The sequence below is a fragment of the Maribacter sp. genome (genome assembly GCF_049667165.1).
Lineage (GTDB): Bacteria > Bacteroidota > Bacteroidia > Flavobacteriales > Flavobacteriaceae > Maribacter_A.
Map to the genome: position 1 here is coordinate 1 of NZ_JBATHS010000032.1, position 14,433 is coordinate 14,433.

Annotated in this window: 15 protein-coding genes; 8 read left to right on the forward strand and 7 right to left on the reverse strand. The window is 39.4% G+C overall.

The genetic code is table 11. The features are described from left to right. Positions 1-2,109, reverse strand: a 2,109-nt coding sequence (locus WBM98_RS01525; RefSeq protein ID WP_424364254.1) for a nuclear transport factor 2 family protein, incomplete at its 3' end; no start/stop codon positions are given. 665 nt (positions 2,110-2,774) lie between these two features. On the opposite strand from WBM98_RS01525, the gene WBM98_RS01530 reads away from it, so the two are divergent. The 8 genes from WBM98_RS01530 to WBM98_RS01565 all read left to right on the forward strand — a co-directional run bounded on the left by WBM98_RS01530 (position 2,775) and on the right by WBM98_RS01565 (position 7,355). Further along, positions 2,775-3,398, forward strand: coding sequence for a hypothetical protein (locus tag WBM98_RS01530; RefSeq protein WP_424364255.1), 624 nt, complete (start codon positions 2,775-2,777; stop codon positions 3,396-3,398). Positions 3,399-3,404: 6 nt separating this feature from the next. Continuing rightward, a complete protein-coding gene (locus WBM98_RS01535) occupies positions 3,405-4,730 on the forward strand; it encodes a 2TM domain-containing protein (protein ID WP_424364256.1) in 1,326 nt (441 codons plus the stop codon). 102 nt (positions 4,731-4,832) lie between these two features. Further along, a complete protein-coding gene (locus WBM98_RS01540; RefSeq protein ID WP_424364257.1) occupies positions 4,833-5,135 on the forward strand; it encodes a 2TM domain-containing protein in 303 nt (100 codons plus the stop codon). Continuing rightward, a complete protein-coding gene (locus WBM98_RS01545) occupies positions 5,126-5,464 on the forward strand; it encodes a 2TM domain-containing protein (RefSeq protein ID WP_424364258.1) in 339 nt (112 codons plus the stop codon). The genes WBM98_RS01540 and WBM98_RS01545 overlap by 10 nt, the downstream gene beginning before the upstream one ends. Next, positions 5,464-5,787 (forward strand): 2TM domain-containing protein, encoded by a 324-nt coding sequence (locus WBM98_RS01550; protein WP_424364259.1) that lies wholly within the window; start codon positions 5,464-5,466, stop codon positions 5,785-5,787. The genes WBM98_RS01545 and WBM98_RS01550 overlap by 1 nt, the downstream gene beginning before the upstream one ends. Before the next feature lie 109 nt (positions 5,788-5,896). After that, complete coding sequence (locus WBM98_RS01555) at positions 5,897-6,250, forward strand: 2TM domain-containing protein (protein ID WP_424364260.1); 354 nt, start codon at positions 5,897-5,899, stop codon at positions 6,248-6,250. Continuing rightward, on the forward strand, positions 6,240-6,572 hold the full coding sequence (locus WBM98_RS01560) for a 2TM domain-containing protein (protein WP_424364261.1): 333 nt from the start codon (positions 6,240-6,242) through the stop codon (positions 6,570-6,572). The genes WBM98_RS01555 and WBM98_RS01560 overlap by 11 nt, the downstream gene beginning before the upstream one ends. A 27-nt stretch (positions 6,573-6,599) precedes the next feature. Further along, on the forward strand, positions 6,600-7,355 hold the full coding sequence (locus tag WBM98_RS01565) for a LytR/AlgR family response regulator transcription factor (protein WP_424364262.1): 756 nt from the start codon (positions 6,600-6,602) through the stop codon (positions 7,353-7,355). A 78-nt stretch (positions 7,356-7,433) separates the two neighbouring features. Here WBM98_RS01565 and WBM98_RS01570 read toward each other — a convergent pair whose 3' ends face one another. The 6 genes from WBM98_RS01570 to WBM98_RS01595 all read right to left on the reverse strand — a co-directional run bounded on the left by WBM98_RS01570 (position 7,434) and on the right by WBM98_RS01595 (position 14,380). Then, positions 7,434-8,624, reverse strand: a complete 1,191-nt coding sequence (locus WBM98_RS01570) for an LETM1-related biofilm-associated protein (RefSeq protein ID WP_424364263.1) — start codon at positions 8,622-8,624, stop codon at positions 7,434-7,436. Positions 8,625-8,880: 256 nt separating this feature from the next. Next, the gene (locus WBM98_RS01575) at positions 8,881-9,513 is read right to left on the reverse strand and encodes a hypothetical protein (protein ID WP_424364264.1); all 633 of its coding nucleotides are present in this window, start codon (positions 9,511-9,513) and stop codon (positions 8,881-8,883) included. 10 nt (positions 9,514-9,523) lie between these two features. After that, complete coding sequence (locus WBM98_RS01580) at positions 9,524-10,102, reverse strand: superoxide dismutase family protein (RefSeq protein WP_424364265.1); 579 nt, start codon at positions 10,100-10,102, stop codon at positions 9,524-9,526. Between the two features lie 114 nt (positions 10,103-10,216). Further along, positions 10,217-11,434 (reverse strand): alpha/beta fold hydrolase, encoded by a 1,218-nt coding sequence (locus WBM98_RS01585; RefSeq protein WP_424364266.1) that lies wholly within the window; start codon positions 11,432-11,434, stop codon positions 10,217-10,219. A 66-nt stretch (positions 11,435-11,500) separates the two neighbouring features. Beyond that, positions 11,501-12,169 (reverse strand): DUF2490 domain-containing protein, encoded by a 669-nt coding sequence (locus WBM98_RS01590; RefSeq protein ID WP_424364267.1) that lies wholly within the window; start codon positions 12,167-12,169, stop codon positions 11,501-11,503. Positions 12,170-12,436: 267 nt separating this feature from the next. Beyond that, positions 12,437-14,380 (reverse strand): S9 family peptidase, encoded by a 1,944-nt coding sequence (locus WBM98_RS01595; protein ID WP_424364268.1) that lies wholly within the window; start codon positions 14,378-14,380, stop codon positions 12,437-12,439. Between the last annotated feature and the right edge of the window lie 53 nt (positions 14,381-14,433).

Here is a 14,433-nt window from a genome sequence, read left to right on the forward strand (position 1 = left end):
TTCCTGTTGTTCAAAAGTTAACAATTCTCCACCAACAATGAGCAAATACCCTTGTTTGAAATTAAAGGTATGTACGACTAGCCGTTTGGGGGAAATGGACAACAATCTTTCTTTTGAAATAGGAAAATCGATACTTTCCTCTGCTATAAAAGTTTGATGTTTTATTGTTTCCCTTTCGTTCAATTGTATGACCAGTAAGGGCTCTTGCTTTTTCCAGCTCGAAGCAATCGCCTTCATGACCTTCGTCTTGGTGTGGTTCATTCCAACAGGTTTGTGACGAATGCTACCATCAGCTGGGTTTACACCATAATTCCAACCCATTGTCACAGTTTCATCAAAAAGTGTATACCCTGTTGTGAGATTTTGAATTCCCAGTTTTGAGAGTTCTTGATATAATAATGCTCCAGCATCCGTTAATTCCTCACTAGAATGCATTGCCATACTACGAGAACGAACGCGTTCTAATGAGGCCTCAATTTGTGCGTCCCTTGCTTGTGCTTCAGCTTTTTGAAGGTCTAAAAAACGCGTATAGGTTTGTTGGAACACCTTCCCAAAGCGCATAAGTATGCTATTCTCTTCATCTGTATAAGGAATACCCTCAAAATTCTCGATATACAGGCAAACATTATCTAACAATACAGTGGATGCCGCAAGACCAGGAACACTGAAAAGAAATTCCATTGTTTCCTCTGGCAAATCAGGTATATATTCAATTAACTTTTTATAAAATTTGTTTTTCTCTTTAAAAGTCAAGTTGGTAGCAAAGAAATCCTCCCCTTTTTTCGTTGCCTCATTAAATCGATTGTAATAGATACAGTCAAAATAAGGAATAGTGACATGCGAGGGAACCTCGAGCTGGTCAGCAATCCAAATATCATAATCGTTCCTTGCCTTATAATCCATTACAAACCCAGTATGTTCGGTATTGATTTTTAAATGGACAAACTGGTCGTTAACGACCTGAATAACGTCTTTGAGTTCCTCACTTTTGTGCATTGCCATGGTTCTGGCACGAACTCTTTCTAATGCCAGTTCTATTTCCGCTTCCCTTGCTTGTACCTCGGCTTTTTGGAGGTCGAGAAAACGTGTATAGGTTTGTTCGAAAACTTTAGCGAAACGTTTAAAAATATCATGGGATCCGGGTACCGGCTCATAGGTAATAAATAAGACATAACCATATTTGAAATAGGCCACATGGTCAATTTGTGATTTGGGAAATGGAATGCCATCCTCCTTCATTTTAAGTAACTGGTCACCGACACCCGGTAAGGTACACAGGTACTCATAATGCGTGGCACATTCGTTTTTCTCAATTTCATTAATATGTAATGATTCTCCTTTTTGCCCGGCTTTATAATAGCGAAGAAAAATACCTTCCCTCGGGGTTCTGTATTTGGGAAAGGTGCCTTGGCCATTGCTGCCCCATTCAATTGAGCCTTTAGGATCTTCTTCATAAATATTGAAAGCACAAAACCAAGTGGCTACTCCCAAATTCTGAACTTGTTTTACCAATTCAAGCGAAAGATCGGCCAGTTCCTCACTTTTATACATGCCCATAGATTTGGCTCTTACTTTTTCCAGTGCCGTCTCTATTTCCAGTTCCCTGTTTTTTTGTTCGAGTTCTACCGTGCGTCGTTTTATGGCTTCTCTTAACTCTTGGTTTTCTGCATTCACTTTGTCAAAACCTATGGTTTCTCCTTCATCTGTTTTACCATCGGCTATAGAGAAATGCTGATAGATAAACTTCCAACCTTCTTTTTTTTCATGTAAGACTGAAGAAAATCTAAAACGACCATAATAAGTCCAATCGCTACCGTTTATAAACCAAGCATCGAATAAATGTGTTATGAAAATAAGATCATCAAATGCTTCAATAGTTTTGGTTTGGTTTCGTAAGTCTGTTTTACCTGAGAATTGTTCAGCGGTGTCTTTGAAAAACTGGGTAGTATCTTTTCGGTTTAGAAACTCTTCGTTGTCTGTAGATCCTATAAAATGGTATTCATCGGCAAAATAACTATCATAAGTAAGAACATCTCCATTTAAGTAGCTATGCATCCAAGTATCATACACTTGCATTATTTCATGTTCCTTCTTTTTGGTCAGTTTCATGGATTGATATGTATTGGTAAAGGGATTATAAAACTTGAACCATCCCTTTCAAGTATTTTTATATTTAATTCACAACTATATGCCTTATCAAAAATAGTAGGCGATGATACACCTAACCCTGGGTTATACCCAGTTGTTTTAAAAAGATAATACGACTGGGGTATATTATCATGAACTTTCCGTGGGTCTTTGTTTCTGAAGTTTCCTAAAGAAATAAAAACTCAATTCGTTAAAAGGGGGATTAGCGATCCTGGTTCCTATAAACGTCATTGGCGCAATGCCAAATAGGTTAAAATGACGTACAATTCATTTGTTAAAGTACGATTTTTTCAATTGTATTCCGCTTTAAAAAAATTGTGGATCTATTTTTTTATAATTGTTAAACAACAATTTTTTACCGCCTCATTGAAGTCTCTTTTTTAATGGGATGAAAATCAGTTTTATAAGCGCTAGCCTTGATGAACTTCCGCTTCGTATAAAACTTATTTTATATGGGACTGGAGTAACAGAAACTCTATACTACCCAGTAGGTAGTCCATAAAGGGCCTATCACACGCTCAATGTTACAATCCATCCTAAAATAGTTACAACTCGGTATTTCTTTTTTAAATGAATGACTTGATTCATTCACTTTTGACCTATTAAACAATATAAAACCAGCAATTATGAAAAAATTAATAGCGATTACACTTATTTTATTTGCAACGGTGTCCACGGCACAGGACCAATTTACGGTTGGAATGCAAAAAGCCTTTCAACTCTGGGGAGAGGGCAAGATTCCGGAGGCTTCGAATATGTTCGAACGTATTTCTTCCGCTGAACTGGATAATTGGCTTCCGGCGTATTATGGGGCACAAGTGAATACGTTGGCTTCCTTTGGGGAACAGGATAAGGAAAAATTGACCCAGCAATTGGAAAAAGCCCAGGAGTTTATTGACCTAGCCAAAGCTATTTCCCCCGATAACCCTGAAATATTGGTCCAGCAGGCCATGATCTACACCGCTTGGATGGCCTATGATGGGGCAACCTACGGAATGACACTCTCAGCTAAAGCGGTCGAAATATACCAAAAAGCCCTACAATTGGCTCCGGATAATCCTAGGGTCGTTTTTTCAAAGGCAGAATGGGATATGGGGACGGCACGATATTTCGGGCAAGATACCGCACCCTATTGCAAAGATATTGAACGCGCCTTGGAACTTTTTGCTAAATTTAAGCCAGCGACACCTTTTCATCCCAATTGGGGAAAGGATAGGGCAGAGGCCACTCTTGAAGGTTGTAAACAATAATATAAAATGTCAAGTAAAATCGTTAAGGTACTTAAGTTCAGTTTGGTAATTGCCGTGGGCATTATCATTTTTGAGTTGATATTCTTTTGGGATAAAGAATTTGTTTGGGCAGAACAGGTAGAACATGCAGTGATCGTGTTTGCTATTGCACTGATTTTAACCGTTATAAATATTACCTATGAAGCTTACATTTCCAATAAATTTAGTTGGGAGTCCCAGCCTAAAAAGCGTTTGATATTAGGTTCTATCGGCTCTATTGTCATTACCGTATTGGCCTATGGATTGGTACGTTTACTACTTTTGGTCTGGTATTACGGTCAATCGATGGATTATTTTTTTCAGAACGAAGAAGGTTCTACCTATTTGATCTTTATTCTGATTGCCATTATTATCTCGTTGTTCATTCATTCGTTTTACTTCTATAAGGCTTTACAGGAGAAAAAAGTCAAAGAGCAAAAAATAATCGCAGGTACGGCTTCTGCCAAATTCGATGCCCTTAAGAACCAATTAGATCCCCATTTTCTCTTTAATAGTTTGAATGTGCTGACCAGTTTGATCGAGGAAGATCCCGATCAGGCCCAGAAGTTCACGACCTCCCTTTCAAAAGTATATAGATATGTGTTGGAACAAAAGAATAAAGATCTTATTTCAGTGGATGAGGAACTGCAGTTCGCCAAGACTTACGTGAAACTGTTAAAAATGCGTTTTGAGGATAGCATTCATCTAGAAATTCCGGATCAAAGCAGTAATCCAGAGGCTAAAATCGTTCCTCTTTCATTGCAATTATTGCTTGAAAACGCCGTGAAACATAATGTGGTCACCGCTTCGAAGCCCTTATTCATAAAGGTGTATGAGAAAGATGGGCAATTGGTGGTTGAAAATAACCTACAAGAAAAACAAGTGGTAAAAAAGAGTAGTGGTGTGGGACTACAAAACATTCAACAACGCTATGGAATATTAACCGATAGGCAAGTGGAAATCGCTAAATCAGATAAGAATTTCAGTGTAAAGCTACCCTTGCTGACAAAACAAGTAACCGTAATGGAAACCCAACAGACTTATATTGATGACAAACGGTATGCTAAGGCCAAAGAGCATGTAGAAAAACTTAAGGGGTTTTATGGCAATCTTTTGGCCTATTGTATCGTAATCCCATGTTTGGCACTACTCAACTACAATACCACCAGTTTCCCATGGGTTATTTTCCCAACCTTGGGGTGGGGATTCGGGGTCACAATGCACGGTATGGAGGTCTTTGGCTATAATCCGCTATGGGGAAAACGTTGGGAAGAACGTAAGCTTAGGAAGTTTATGGATGATGACACGTTCTGATCGAACAATCCATCCTTAAAAAATGACAACTGGGTAATCAAAATTTAGTATAACGTGTTTAACCCCATACTTTTATCCTATAAATTAAACAAACCAACAGAAATGGAAACTTCAGAAAAAGACAAAAAGTATTTTAGGGCAAAAGATAGGGTAGAATGTATTAAGAAATTCTACACAAATTTAATATCCTATATATTCTTTATAGGCCTTTTGGCAGGCATTAACTATTGGACCGATGAATGGCGCTATCCCTGGTTTCTATGGGCGGCTTTTGGATGGGGTATCGGTTTGGTCTTTCAGGCCATCAAGACCTTCGGTTTAAATCCTTTTTTTGGAAGGGATTGGGAAGAACGTAAGATCAAGGAATATATGCAGGACGATGAAAAAAATGGAAGATGGAAGTAATGGAGAACAGGAATAATGAAAAAATGAAGCGTGCCAAAAAGCGCGTTGAGGAGCTCAAGGGGTTTTATATTCACCTTACGGTGTATATCGCCGTTAACACTTTTATTTCTACGATGAAGATTGTACGTAATTTGGGGGAAGGGGAAAGCTTTGGAGAGGCATTTTGGGATTTCGGAACCTTTGCCGTATGGTTCTTTTGGGGCATAGGCATGTTTTTCCATGGGGTAAAGGTCTTTTCGTACAATCCGTTTTTTAGTAAGGATTGGGAACAAAGACAGATTCAGAAATATATGGACAAGGATAAAAAGGATGCAGAAAGATATCGCTAATGGAAACTAAAAGGAACGAATTTGAGAAATATGAAAAAGCGAAAAATCGTATTGAAAATATAAAGCGATTATACGCGCACGTCGTGCTTTTTTTCATTGCCACCATATTGTTATTTGTATTCAAGGGAAGGTTAATAGACTTTTTGGTGTCAAAAGGCATAACGGATGAAGGTTTTTTACACTGGGTAGCTCTTAATACTATTTTGTTGCCCGTCATTTGGGCTATTGTCTTGATATTTGTTGGAATATATTTACTGAGGTACAAACCTGGTTTTATTAAGAATTGGGAAAATCGCAAGTTAAATGAGTTCTTGGACGAGTAGCTAGAAAACCAGGGATGGTGGTAAAAATAGTATTGCCAAACTTGTAAATCGCAATGATCATGGCTTATAGATCACCACTAACCTTGTATTGACGGTAAAGACTTTAATTATGGAAGAAAATAATACAAATAAAATTACCAAAGCGAAAAAAAGGGTTAAGGAACTCAAGGGCTTCTATACGCATTTGACAATATATATGGTTATTAACCTATTTCTAATAGGTGCTAAATTAGTAGGTTCTCATTTCTACGGAACTAATTTTATGGGCACTTTTTGGCATTTTAGCACCTTTGCCACCCCTTTCTTTTGGGGTATAGGTTTGTCTTTTCATGCAATAAAGGTGTTTCATATGAATCCTTTTTTCAGTAAGGATTGGGAGCAACGACAGATTCAGAAATATATGGAAGAAGACCGGAAAGAAGCTGAAAAGTATAAACAAATGGGCGGGGGATATGGAAAATAAAGAAATCTACAAATTAGAAAGGGCGCATCGTAGGGTGGCGCAGATCAGGGGGTTCTATAACCACCTTGGTATTTTTGTGGTCATCAATACGGCTTTATTGCTTTTGAAAGATAAAATGACAGTTTGGCTTTTGGGTAAAGAGGCTTTAAATTATCCCGATGCTATGGACTGGATATATTGGAATGCCTATGTTTGGGTGGTTATTCTCGCTATACATGCACTTTTAGTTTTTGGTAAGATCCCTTTTTTCGTTAAGAAATGGGAAGACCGTCAAATGGAGCGTTACTTGAAAGAAGATCAAAAAAAGAAAAAATACGAATAGGGAATATAACAATATTATAACAAGTATATGAATGTAATCATCATAGAAGACGAGAAACCAGCTGCCCGTAGATTGGGCCGTTTATTGGCTGATTTGGATGTAGAGGTGTCCACAATGCTCCATTCTGTTGAAGAATCGATCGAATGGTTTCAAAACAATCCGCATCCAGAACTGATTTTCTTGGATATTCAGTTATCCGACGGACTCTCCTTTGAGATCTTTGATGTCGTCGATGTACAGAGCTCCATAATCTTTACCACGGCTTATGACGAATATGCGCTTCAGGCCTTTAAATTGAATAGTATTGATTATTTATTGAAACCCATCGATGATGAGGAACTTGAAAATGCGGTGAGAAAGTATAAAGCCGTTAAACCGGCGACCCAAAAATTATCATTGGATTTTGAGGACATAAAAAAATTATTGATCAATCCCTTGGAACGGGAATACAAAAAAAGATTCACCACTAGGGTAGGGCAGCATTTGAAAATAGTGAATGCCGATGAGGTCGAATGTTTTTATAGTGAGAACAAAGGAACTTATGCCGCGACTTCCGATGGTCGCAATTATCTATTGGACACCACCTTGGAAAATTTGGAAACCGAGTTGCATCCTGAGACCTTCTTTCGTGTAAGTCGAAAATATTATGTGAACATTAACCATATCAAGGATATCATTTCTTATACCAATTCACGCTTGAAAATTAAATTGAACCGCTTCACCGAGCAAGAGATCATCGTAAGTAGGGAGCGGGTCAAAGACTTTAAGTTATGGTTGGAATAGTGAGGTTTAACTAGTTGAAAATTAAATAGTTGAATTTAGGTATAGATATTTCTTATAGTGCCTTTTAATTAGGAAAACCTATTTTTTTTCGATTCTATTCTCATCGAAGGATGAGGGTAGTAGCTTCGGGATCAGCTTGATGAAAATCGGCAATAGAACGGCTCCGCCGGGCAACATGAAAATGGCAAGGGAGGGGATGCTCTTAAAGATATCAATCAACTGACTTTGTACTTTTTTCTTCTCTTCAGGACTTAAATCCTTGATGGTCGATTTGGATAGTAATGCGACCAACTCCTTACTTTCTGAAAGTTCTTTCTGAAGCCTTTTGCTGTTTCTTAAAATCAGTTTATTGACAACCTTTGACATGCTGTCATAAAATTTGTAAGCCAAATTATGATCTTTCAGGTAGGGTATTATTTTGGAGTTCTTATCAAAAAAGACCGTGATTTCCTTCAGCGTGGTTGTCACCTCATTTTCATCAAAGCCTAGATCTTTTCCAAACTCATAAAAGAATTCCGACTCTAGGTAATCAATGGAGTGATCTTCCCAAATGGCCAAAGCGGCGAGATCCATTAAGTAATGTTTCTCGATTTTGGATAGGTCCTTTTGAAGTTTATCGCGATAATTTACGTCAAAGGTCTGGGTATCACTATCGATAAAGGTCAGCGAGGCTTCGAACAAATGGGCCAGTTTGTGGTCGTTTTTGTTCGTTTCCTTTGAATTCAAGGCGTGGTAAATCACGTTCATGGCCGTGTTTTCCAAATTCTGTGCATACACTTCAATAGTACTTGTGTCATTTAAATACCGCTTAAAGGTGAGCACATCAATGTAAAGCAATGAATTCGTGATAATGCTATTGAAGGTCTTGCTGATCACATTATCTTCGAGGTATACGCGGGTATCCAATAGTTTTTCGAGCTGGTCGGATGTTTTATTGCCGACAAACAACTTTTTCAGAAATGAGATTTGGTTTAGGCCCAAATCTTGGTAAAATTGAAATACCAGCTGTAAAAAAGCATCAAAATCGGTGCTTTTCTTTTCAAATCTATACGTAAAATATAGCGCTGCCAATAGATTTATCTTGGCTTTTTCATCTTCAGAAAGTTTGTGTTCCGGAATTATGAACCTCGGGATTCTGATATTCAACCCATAAACGAAACCTGTATCCCTTAGGGCCTTGTACAGGTCGCTAAAGTTCTGGTAACCGTCTTCTTGACCTTTGGTAAGGTATCCGAATTTATCAATCCAACCAGAGGATGATGGGTTCATTGTTTTCGTTGTTTAGGCATCAAAGAAAAGCAAATTAAGGGACTTTTAGTATGAAAATGAGGGTTTTAAAGGTTTATCTATGGTTTTCATAAAATGCTGTCATAAAAATTACATACTCCAAAATATTTCTTGAATTTTTAGGGATCATTTCAATAATAAATAGCCACCCTAAGGCAGCTATTCAATCAATCTTTAAAATGCAACCATGAATTTATAGTGTACATTGGATTTTTAAAGCGAATGGTCCTTATTGCTTTTACTGAAATTGCGCTTGGGCTTCCACGGCAACCTCACTCCATGTTTTGCTTATCCCATCGGCACCTGTATGCAATTCCTTACAGGCTTCGTGTATCGAGGCCAGTGCATCAAGGGCGTTCACATCTTCCAAGTTCAGTATACCCTTAAAGGTGATCTTAGTATCGGTATCCATGGTATATTCCAATGGTATATTTACCGTTTCACCATTCAAGGTAACATCAATGGCGCACTTATTATCGGCAGCATTAAAAACACCTGAAATGAGCTCTGTGTTGGTCATGACCGCGAAAAAGAATTTCAAAAGTTTTGGATCCCGAATACCAGTGGGATCGTTGGTAAACAAACTGTTTACCGGAATACTGAATTCAACACCATTGAGGGCCTCCAATGGCGTACTCCCAACGTGTTCATTCGAAATGACAACGTTTTTAAAGCTTCCCTTCACCGGTACTTTATCTGTGGTTTTGTAGGCCGTGAAACCAACTTTTGTCGAATCCTTGATCAAGGTAAAGGAATCCGCTACCAGTTCTTTTGAAACTTGCTGTTGCTCCGTGTTTTCCTTCTTGGTCTGTTTACAGCCGAAACTTAAAACTAAGAGCATACCTAGGCTCAATAAACTAATTTTTTTCATACTACTGTTTTTATTGAATTATCCCCGTACAACTTATACGGGCGCCAGCATCACCGCTGGGTTGTGAAACAAAATCATCTACGCCTTGATGAACAATTACCGCTTTCCCGGTGATATTCATGTTTTCATCATCGCAACCAATGCACCATTGATCCGTTGAAAAGGTCAATGTGCCATTCCCTGCGTCATCTGCTATGAAATTACCGATATCCCCTTTGTGATATCCCTCGGGAGCCAACCATTTTCCGTGTGGCTCGTGTGTCGGATTCCAGTGGCCGCCAGTGGATGTACCGTCATCAGAAGAACAATCTGCCTTTTCATGCAAATGAATGGCATGTTCCCCTGGGGTCAGGCCAGAAAAAGTAGCGTTCATGGTAACTTGGCCATCTTCCTGGGTAAAGGTAACATCCCCTTTTACATTACTATTGCTCTTAGGTTGCATAGCAAATGAGATGACCTCTACATTTTCCACTTCCATAATTTCCTCTGTCACCTCTTCTTTTGCTTCCTTGGCTTCCTTTTTTACTTCCTTGCAGTTGTAGCCCGTCATAACCACAAGGGCTAAAACCAATAATTTTATTCTTTTCATTGTTCTTTGTTTTAGGATTTTTATAAAGTTAACTATTATTTTGTGTAAGACAATACCCCTTTTATTTGAATGGGGCGATATCATCCATTTATGGATAAGGTCTGTCGGTATGCATTAAGGTATCAGCTCGCTTTTGATTTCTGAGCTGTTGCGCAATGTCTTATGTACAGGGCATTTCTCGGCTATTTGAAGCAAACGTTTTAATTGATTGTCATCAAAATCCCCAGTTATCTTGATTTTTCGTTGAAAAGTATCGATTTTCGAATTCGAAGATTCACAATCCTTACAATCCTCTGCGTGGGTTTTACTGTACGATGTATGGACTTCAACATTCTCTATTTTCCAATTTTTACGCTTTGCATACATTTGAAGGGTCATCGCAGTACAGGCAGAAAGTCCGGCGGATACCATTTCATAAGGAGACGGACCGAAGTCATTCCCCCCATAATCGACAGGTTCATCAGCAGTCAGGTAATGAGTGCCTACTTTCATTTGCGTTGTAAAGCCATCCTCAAAATCCAAACTTGCCACAACCTGGTGTTCGGTTTTTGGGAGTTTTTCTGGGTTCTCTGATTGGAGGTATCTTTTTGCCCAACTAGAAATGACCTCGCCCACATAATTGGAGTCTTTTGGGTTCATCAATAAATGATCTGCCCCATCCAAGGAGATGAAACTCTTGGGATGACGTGCCGCTTTATAGATTTCCTCGGCATTTTTTATGCCCACGATCCTATCTTGTGGTGAATGCAGTATGAGTAGGGGTTTACCTAAATTTTTTAGGGTTACCGACAGCGTCTTTTTCTCCAAATCATCCAGAAATTGTTTTTTAATGGTAAAATCCCTTCCACCGATATTCACAACGGCTTTCCCATTTTGATTAATTTTATTGATGCTACTCCGTAATAGGTGTTTAACATGATCAGGGTCGGAAGGAGCCGCTATGGTGGCAACCGCCTGGATCGAATCAATTTGGGAAGCGGCAAATAAAGCGGCCGCCCCACCCAAGGAATGCCCGATCAATAGGGCAGGGGCCTGGTAGCTCGCGGCCAAATAGTCCGATGCGGCTAAAAGATCATCCACATTACCGGAAAAGTTGGCATCACTGAATTCCCCTTCACTTTCCCCTAGTCCAGTAAAATCGAAACGCAATACTCCAAATCCGTTCGAGGTAAGTACACGACCAATATTCTTGATTGCGGTTAGATTTTTATTACACGTAAAGCAATGTGCGAAAATGGCGTAACTGTGCGGATGTTGATTCGCTGGAAGCTCTAATCTGCCCACTAGGGTCTGCCCATTCTTGTTTTTGAAAGTTACTTTTTGAAGGTTCATTCTATTTAAGTGTTAGAGGTGTTCAAGATAAGTCGAAAAGACACTCTAAACCTTAATTTGAACTTCTTATCCTGTTTTTGGTTTTTTTCTTAAATCGGTATTGAACGAAATGCCTATACGAAGCAAATCATAATTGGTCGTCAAGAAGTGATTTTTTAAATAGCCTAATTCCAATTTAAAACTTGGGCCAAAAGCATACCCGATTCCCATGTGCAGCCTATTCTGGTTAAAAATGGATTCTTGTAGATTAATAAAGATCTCATCAAAGACCATTACGAAAAACTTGTCGAAAAGTGGATGGGATAGCTGTAAACGGTACCTCATTCTATTGGAAAAGGCCGTGCGCCCCATATTATTTATCCATCGATGTTCTATTCGATAGCGGTGCGCTATACTTAGGTTCCTGAATTTGTTTTTAAGGGTTCCTTCCTCATAAATCCTATTTTCCGAAATGCTGATATTGGATTTTGTTTCGGAGTATTGATGAATATAGCCTGCAGTTATTGATAATCCGGGGTCTATTCGATAGTTAAGACCTGTGCGTACAAATTGGTTATCCAGATCTTTAAATACCTCGTAATCGTGTAACCTGAATTCCGTGATCACATCAAAGTCATTTGAGATTTTGTTGGACCCGTACAGCATTATCCAAGAGCCCCAATCATTTTCATTGGGAACTTGGGAGTTTAATGAGATGGCAAAGAGCATTGTAATGCATAAAAATACCCTTCTCATGTGGTTTGGTTTAGTATTGATGGCCTTTCCCCTGTTCGCTATCGAATAAAATGCCGAGTTAGGAATTACCAAGGACAAATGTACTTTCGCCTTCCATGGAAAAACCTGATATATGTCAAGTTTTGTAAATGTTTTACCTATTTGTACTGGTGACGTTTATTTATTTTAGAATGTTATTTATATGCTCGTATGATAAAGAAGCAGTATGGAAAAACCTTCCAACAAACCGTGCATCATTGGAATGCCAGTGCATTTTAATAAGGATTTCTAATTCGTTTCTTCTTCCATTTTTTCACCATCACTTTTAAGTGTCCCTTGGTCTTTCTTTAAATAGACATCCAAGAATTCCAACACTTTACTATAAGCCTCTATTTGGTTTTCCTTTTTTACGAACCCATGCCCTTCGTCCTCGAACAAGACGTATTCGACAGGAACGCCATTTTTTCGTACACCAGCAACAATCTCATCCGATTCAACCTGCAGTACCCGGGGATCTTGTGATCCTTGTAGTACTATCAAGGGTTTGGTCACCTTATCGGTATGGAACAAGGGGGATATTTCCCGCAAACGAACGGAGTCGGCACTGTTCGGATCTCCCAATTCCTTATAGAGGGCATCCTTGAACGATTCCCACCAAGGCGGAATACTACGCAAGGTTCGGATCCAATTCGTAACCCCGAATAAATTGACTCCGACTGCAAATTCATCGGGCGTATATGTCAAAGCGGCCATGGTCATATAGCCGCCATAGGAACCACCTATAATCCCAATTTTGTCAGCATCTATTTCGGGTCGTTGTGCCAACCAATTCTTACCTTCAACACAATCCTTTAAATCCTTGTCACCGTGGTTCAGGTCATCCATTTGATAAAATGTTTTTCCATAGCCACTACTTCCCCTATTGTTCACGGCTAGGATTGCGTAACCGTGGTTGACCAAATACTGCAGGAATGCACTGAAATTCTGACGTGACTGCCCTCCAGGTCCACCATGTACCCACACCAAAGCCGGTACTTTATGCTCCGCATTTGCTTGATGGGGCTTATAGTAGATGGCAGGTATTTCCAATCCGTCAAAGGATGGATACCGAATGACCTTTGCCGTAACTAAATGCGTGCCGTCGATGGCCTCGTTCAGCACATCGGTAAGTTGGTTCAATTCCTTGCTTTCCAAATTGTAATAGAATAGATTCGAGGGGGTATGGGAACCACCCGCATAAAACCGCATCTGTTTTTCATCATTGGCGAAACCAACATCTGTGATGCTCACATTGTCCAAATCAGGGAGGTCTATATTCTTGCCCGAGGCAACATCCATGACTTCGATGGTGTTTTTCGCATCTTCATTGATGTAAGTGACCTGATACTTGCCATTTTCGGTAAAATAGGAACCGGCAATGTCCCAATCCCGCTCCATGACCTTCTCGCTGGTCTTGGCTTCGAGGTCGAACTTTTTGAGATAGGCGAATTCAGCGCCCTCATCGGTGGTATAATACAAGAACTTACCATCAGGTGAAAAGTCTGCACTGCTATTGGCGCTTTGGGCAGTATTTATTTTTGTCAGCGTTTTGTCCTTGAGGTTAAATACGAACAGGTCACTGTCATTGGTATTGATCGCTTTGGTTAATGGGAGATAGGTCTTGTCGTTGGAAATTCCACCTATATCATAGCCCACCTCATTTTTATAGATTAACTTGGCCTTGAGGGAGTTGATATCCATTTCATAAAGATCCATGTATTTTTTATCGCGCTGGTTCGACGTGTAATAAAAGCTTTTCTTATCCTTGGCCCACCCATAGAAATTGGTCCTTGCCCCTTCATAGGGCGTTAAGTCCGTATGGACTCCTGAGGTATCCCTTAGGAAGATATGGAAGATCTCATCCCCATTATTGTCCATTCGAAACAACATTCTATCGTCTTTTGGGAAAAAGGATATGGAAAATATGGAAGCGCTATCCGAAGCCGTAACCGGCTTCAATTCACCCCCTGATACGGGTACGGTATACATATTGTAAATCCCAGACCGGTTACTCGACACCAAGAGTTTGGATTTATCGGCTGAAAAGCTTCCACCAAAAACGCTTTCATTGTCCATCATTTGTTGAATGGTATACGTTTTCAAAGTGTCAGCAATATTGGGTTGGGCCTGTTCTTTTTCCTTGCACCCCAAGAAAAGGGTGGTTAAAAGTAGTGCAACAACGGTTTTTTTCATGATGTTCTTATTTATTGGTATTAAAACCTATCTTTTTAATGGAGGTATACTAC

Bases quoted from the DNA above. Each gene is read 5' to 3' on its own strand.
- WBM98_RS01570 (WP_424364263.1), bottom strand. From the start codon at position 8,624: ATGAACCCATCATCCTCTGGTTGGATTGATAAATTCGGATACCTTACC.
- WBM98_RS01540 (WP_424364257.1), top strand. From the start codon at position 4,833: ATGGAAACTTCAGAAAAAGACAAAAAGTATTTTAGGGCAAAAGATAGG.
- WBM98_RS01530 (WP_424364255.1), top strand. From the start codon at position 2,775: ATGAAAAAATTAATAGCGATTACACTTATTTTATTTGCAACGGTGTCC.
- WBM98_RS01555 (WP_424364260.1), top strand. From the start codon at position 5,897: ATGGAAGAAAATAATACAAATAAAATTACCAAAGCGAAAAAAAGGGTT.
- WBM98_RS01580 (WP_424364265.1), bottom strand. From the start codon at position 10,102: ATGAAAAGAATAAAATTATTGGTTTTAGCCCTTGTGGTTATGACGGGC.
- WBM98_RS01560 (WP_424364261.1), top strand. From the start codon at position 6,240: ATGGAAAATAAAGAAATCTACAAATTAGAAAGGGCGCATCGTAGGGTG.
- WBM98_RS01565 (WP_424364262.1), top strand. From the start codon at position 6,600: ATGAATGTAATCATCATAGAAGACGAGAAACCAGCTGCCCGTAGATTG.
- WBM98_RS01585 (WP_424364266.1), bottom strand. From the start codon at position 11,434: ATGAACCTTCAAAAAGTAACTTTCAAAAACAAGAATGGGCAGACCCTA.
- WBM98_RS01535 (WP_424364256.1), top strand. From the start codon at position 3,405: ATGTCAAGTAAAATCGTTAAGGTACTTAAGTTCAGTTTGGTAATTGCC.
- WBM98_RS01595 (WP_424364268.1), bottom strand. From the start codon at position 14,380: ATGAAAAAAACCGTTGTTGCACTACTTTTAACCACCCTTTTCTTGGGG.
- WBM98_RS01545 (WP_424364258.1), top strand. From the start codon at position 5,126: ATGGAAGTAATGGAGAACAGGAATAATGAAAAAATGAAGCGTGCCAAA.
- WBM98_RS01575 (WP_424364264.1), bottom strand. From the start codon at position 9,513: ATGAAAAAAATTAGTTTATTGAGCCTAGGTATGCTCTTAGTTTTAAGT.
- WBM98_RS01550 (WP_424364259.1), top strand. From the start codon at position 5,464: ATGGAAACTAAAAGGAACGAATTTGAGAAATATGAAAAAGCGAAAAAT.
- WBM98_RS01590 (WP_424364267.1), bottom strand. From the start codon at position 12,169: ATGAGAAGGGTATTTTTATGCATTACAATGCTCTTTGCCATCTCATTA.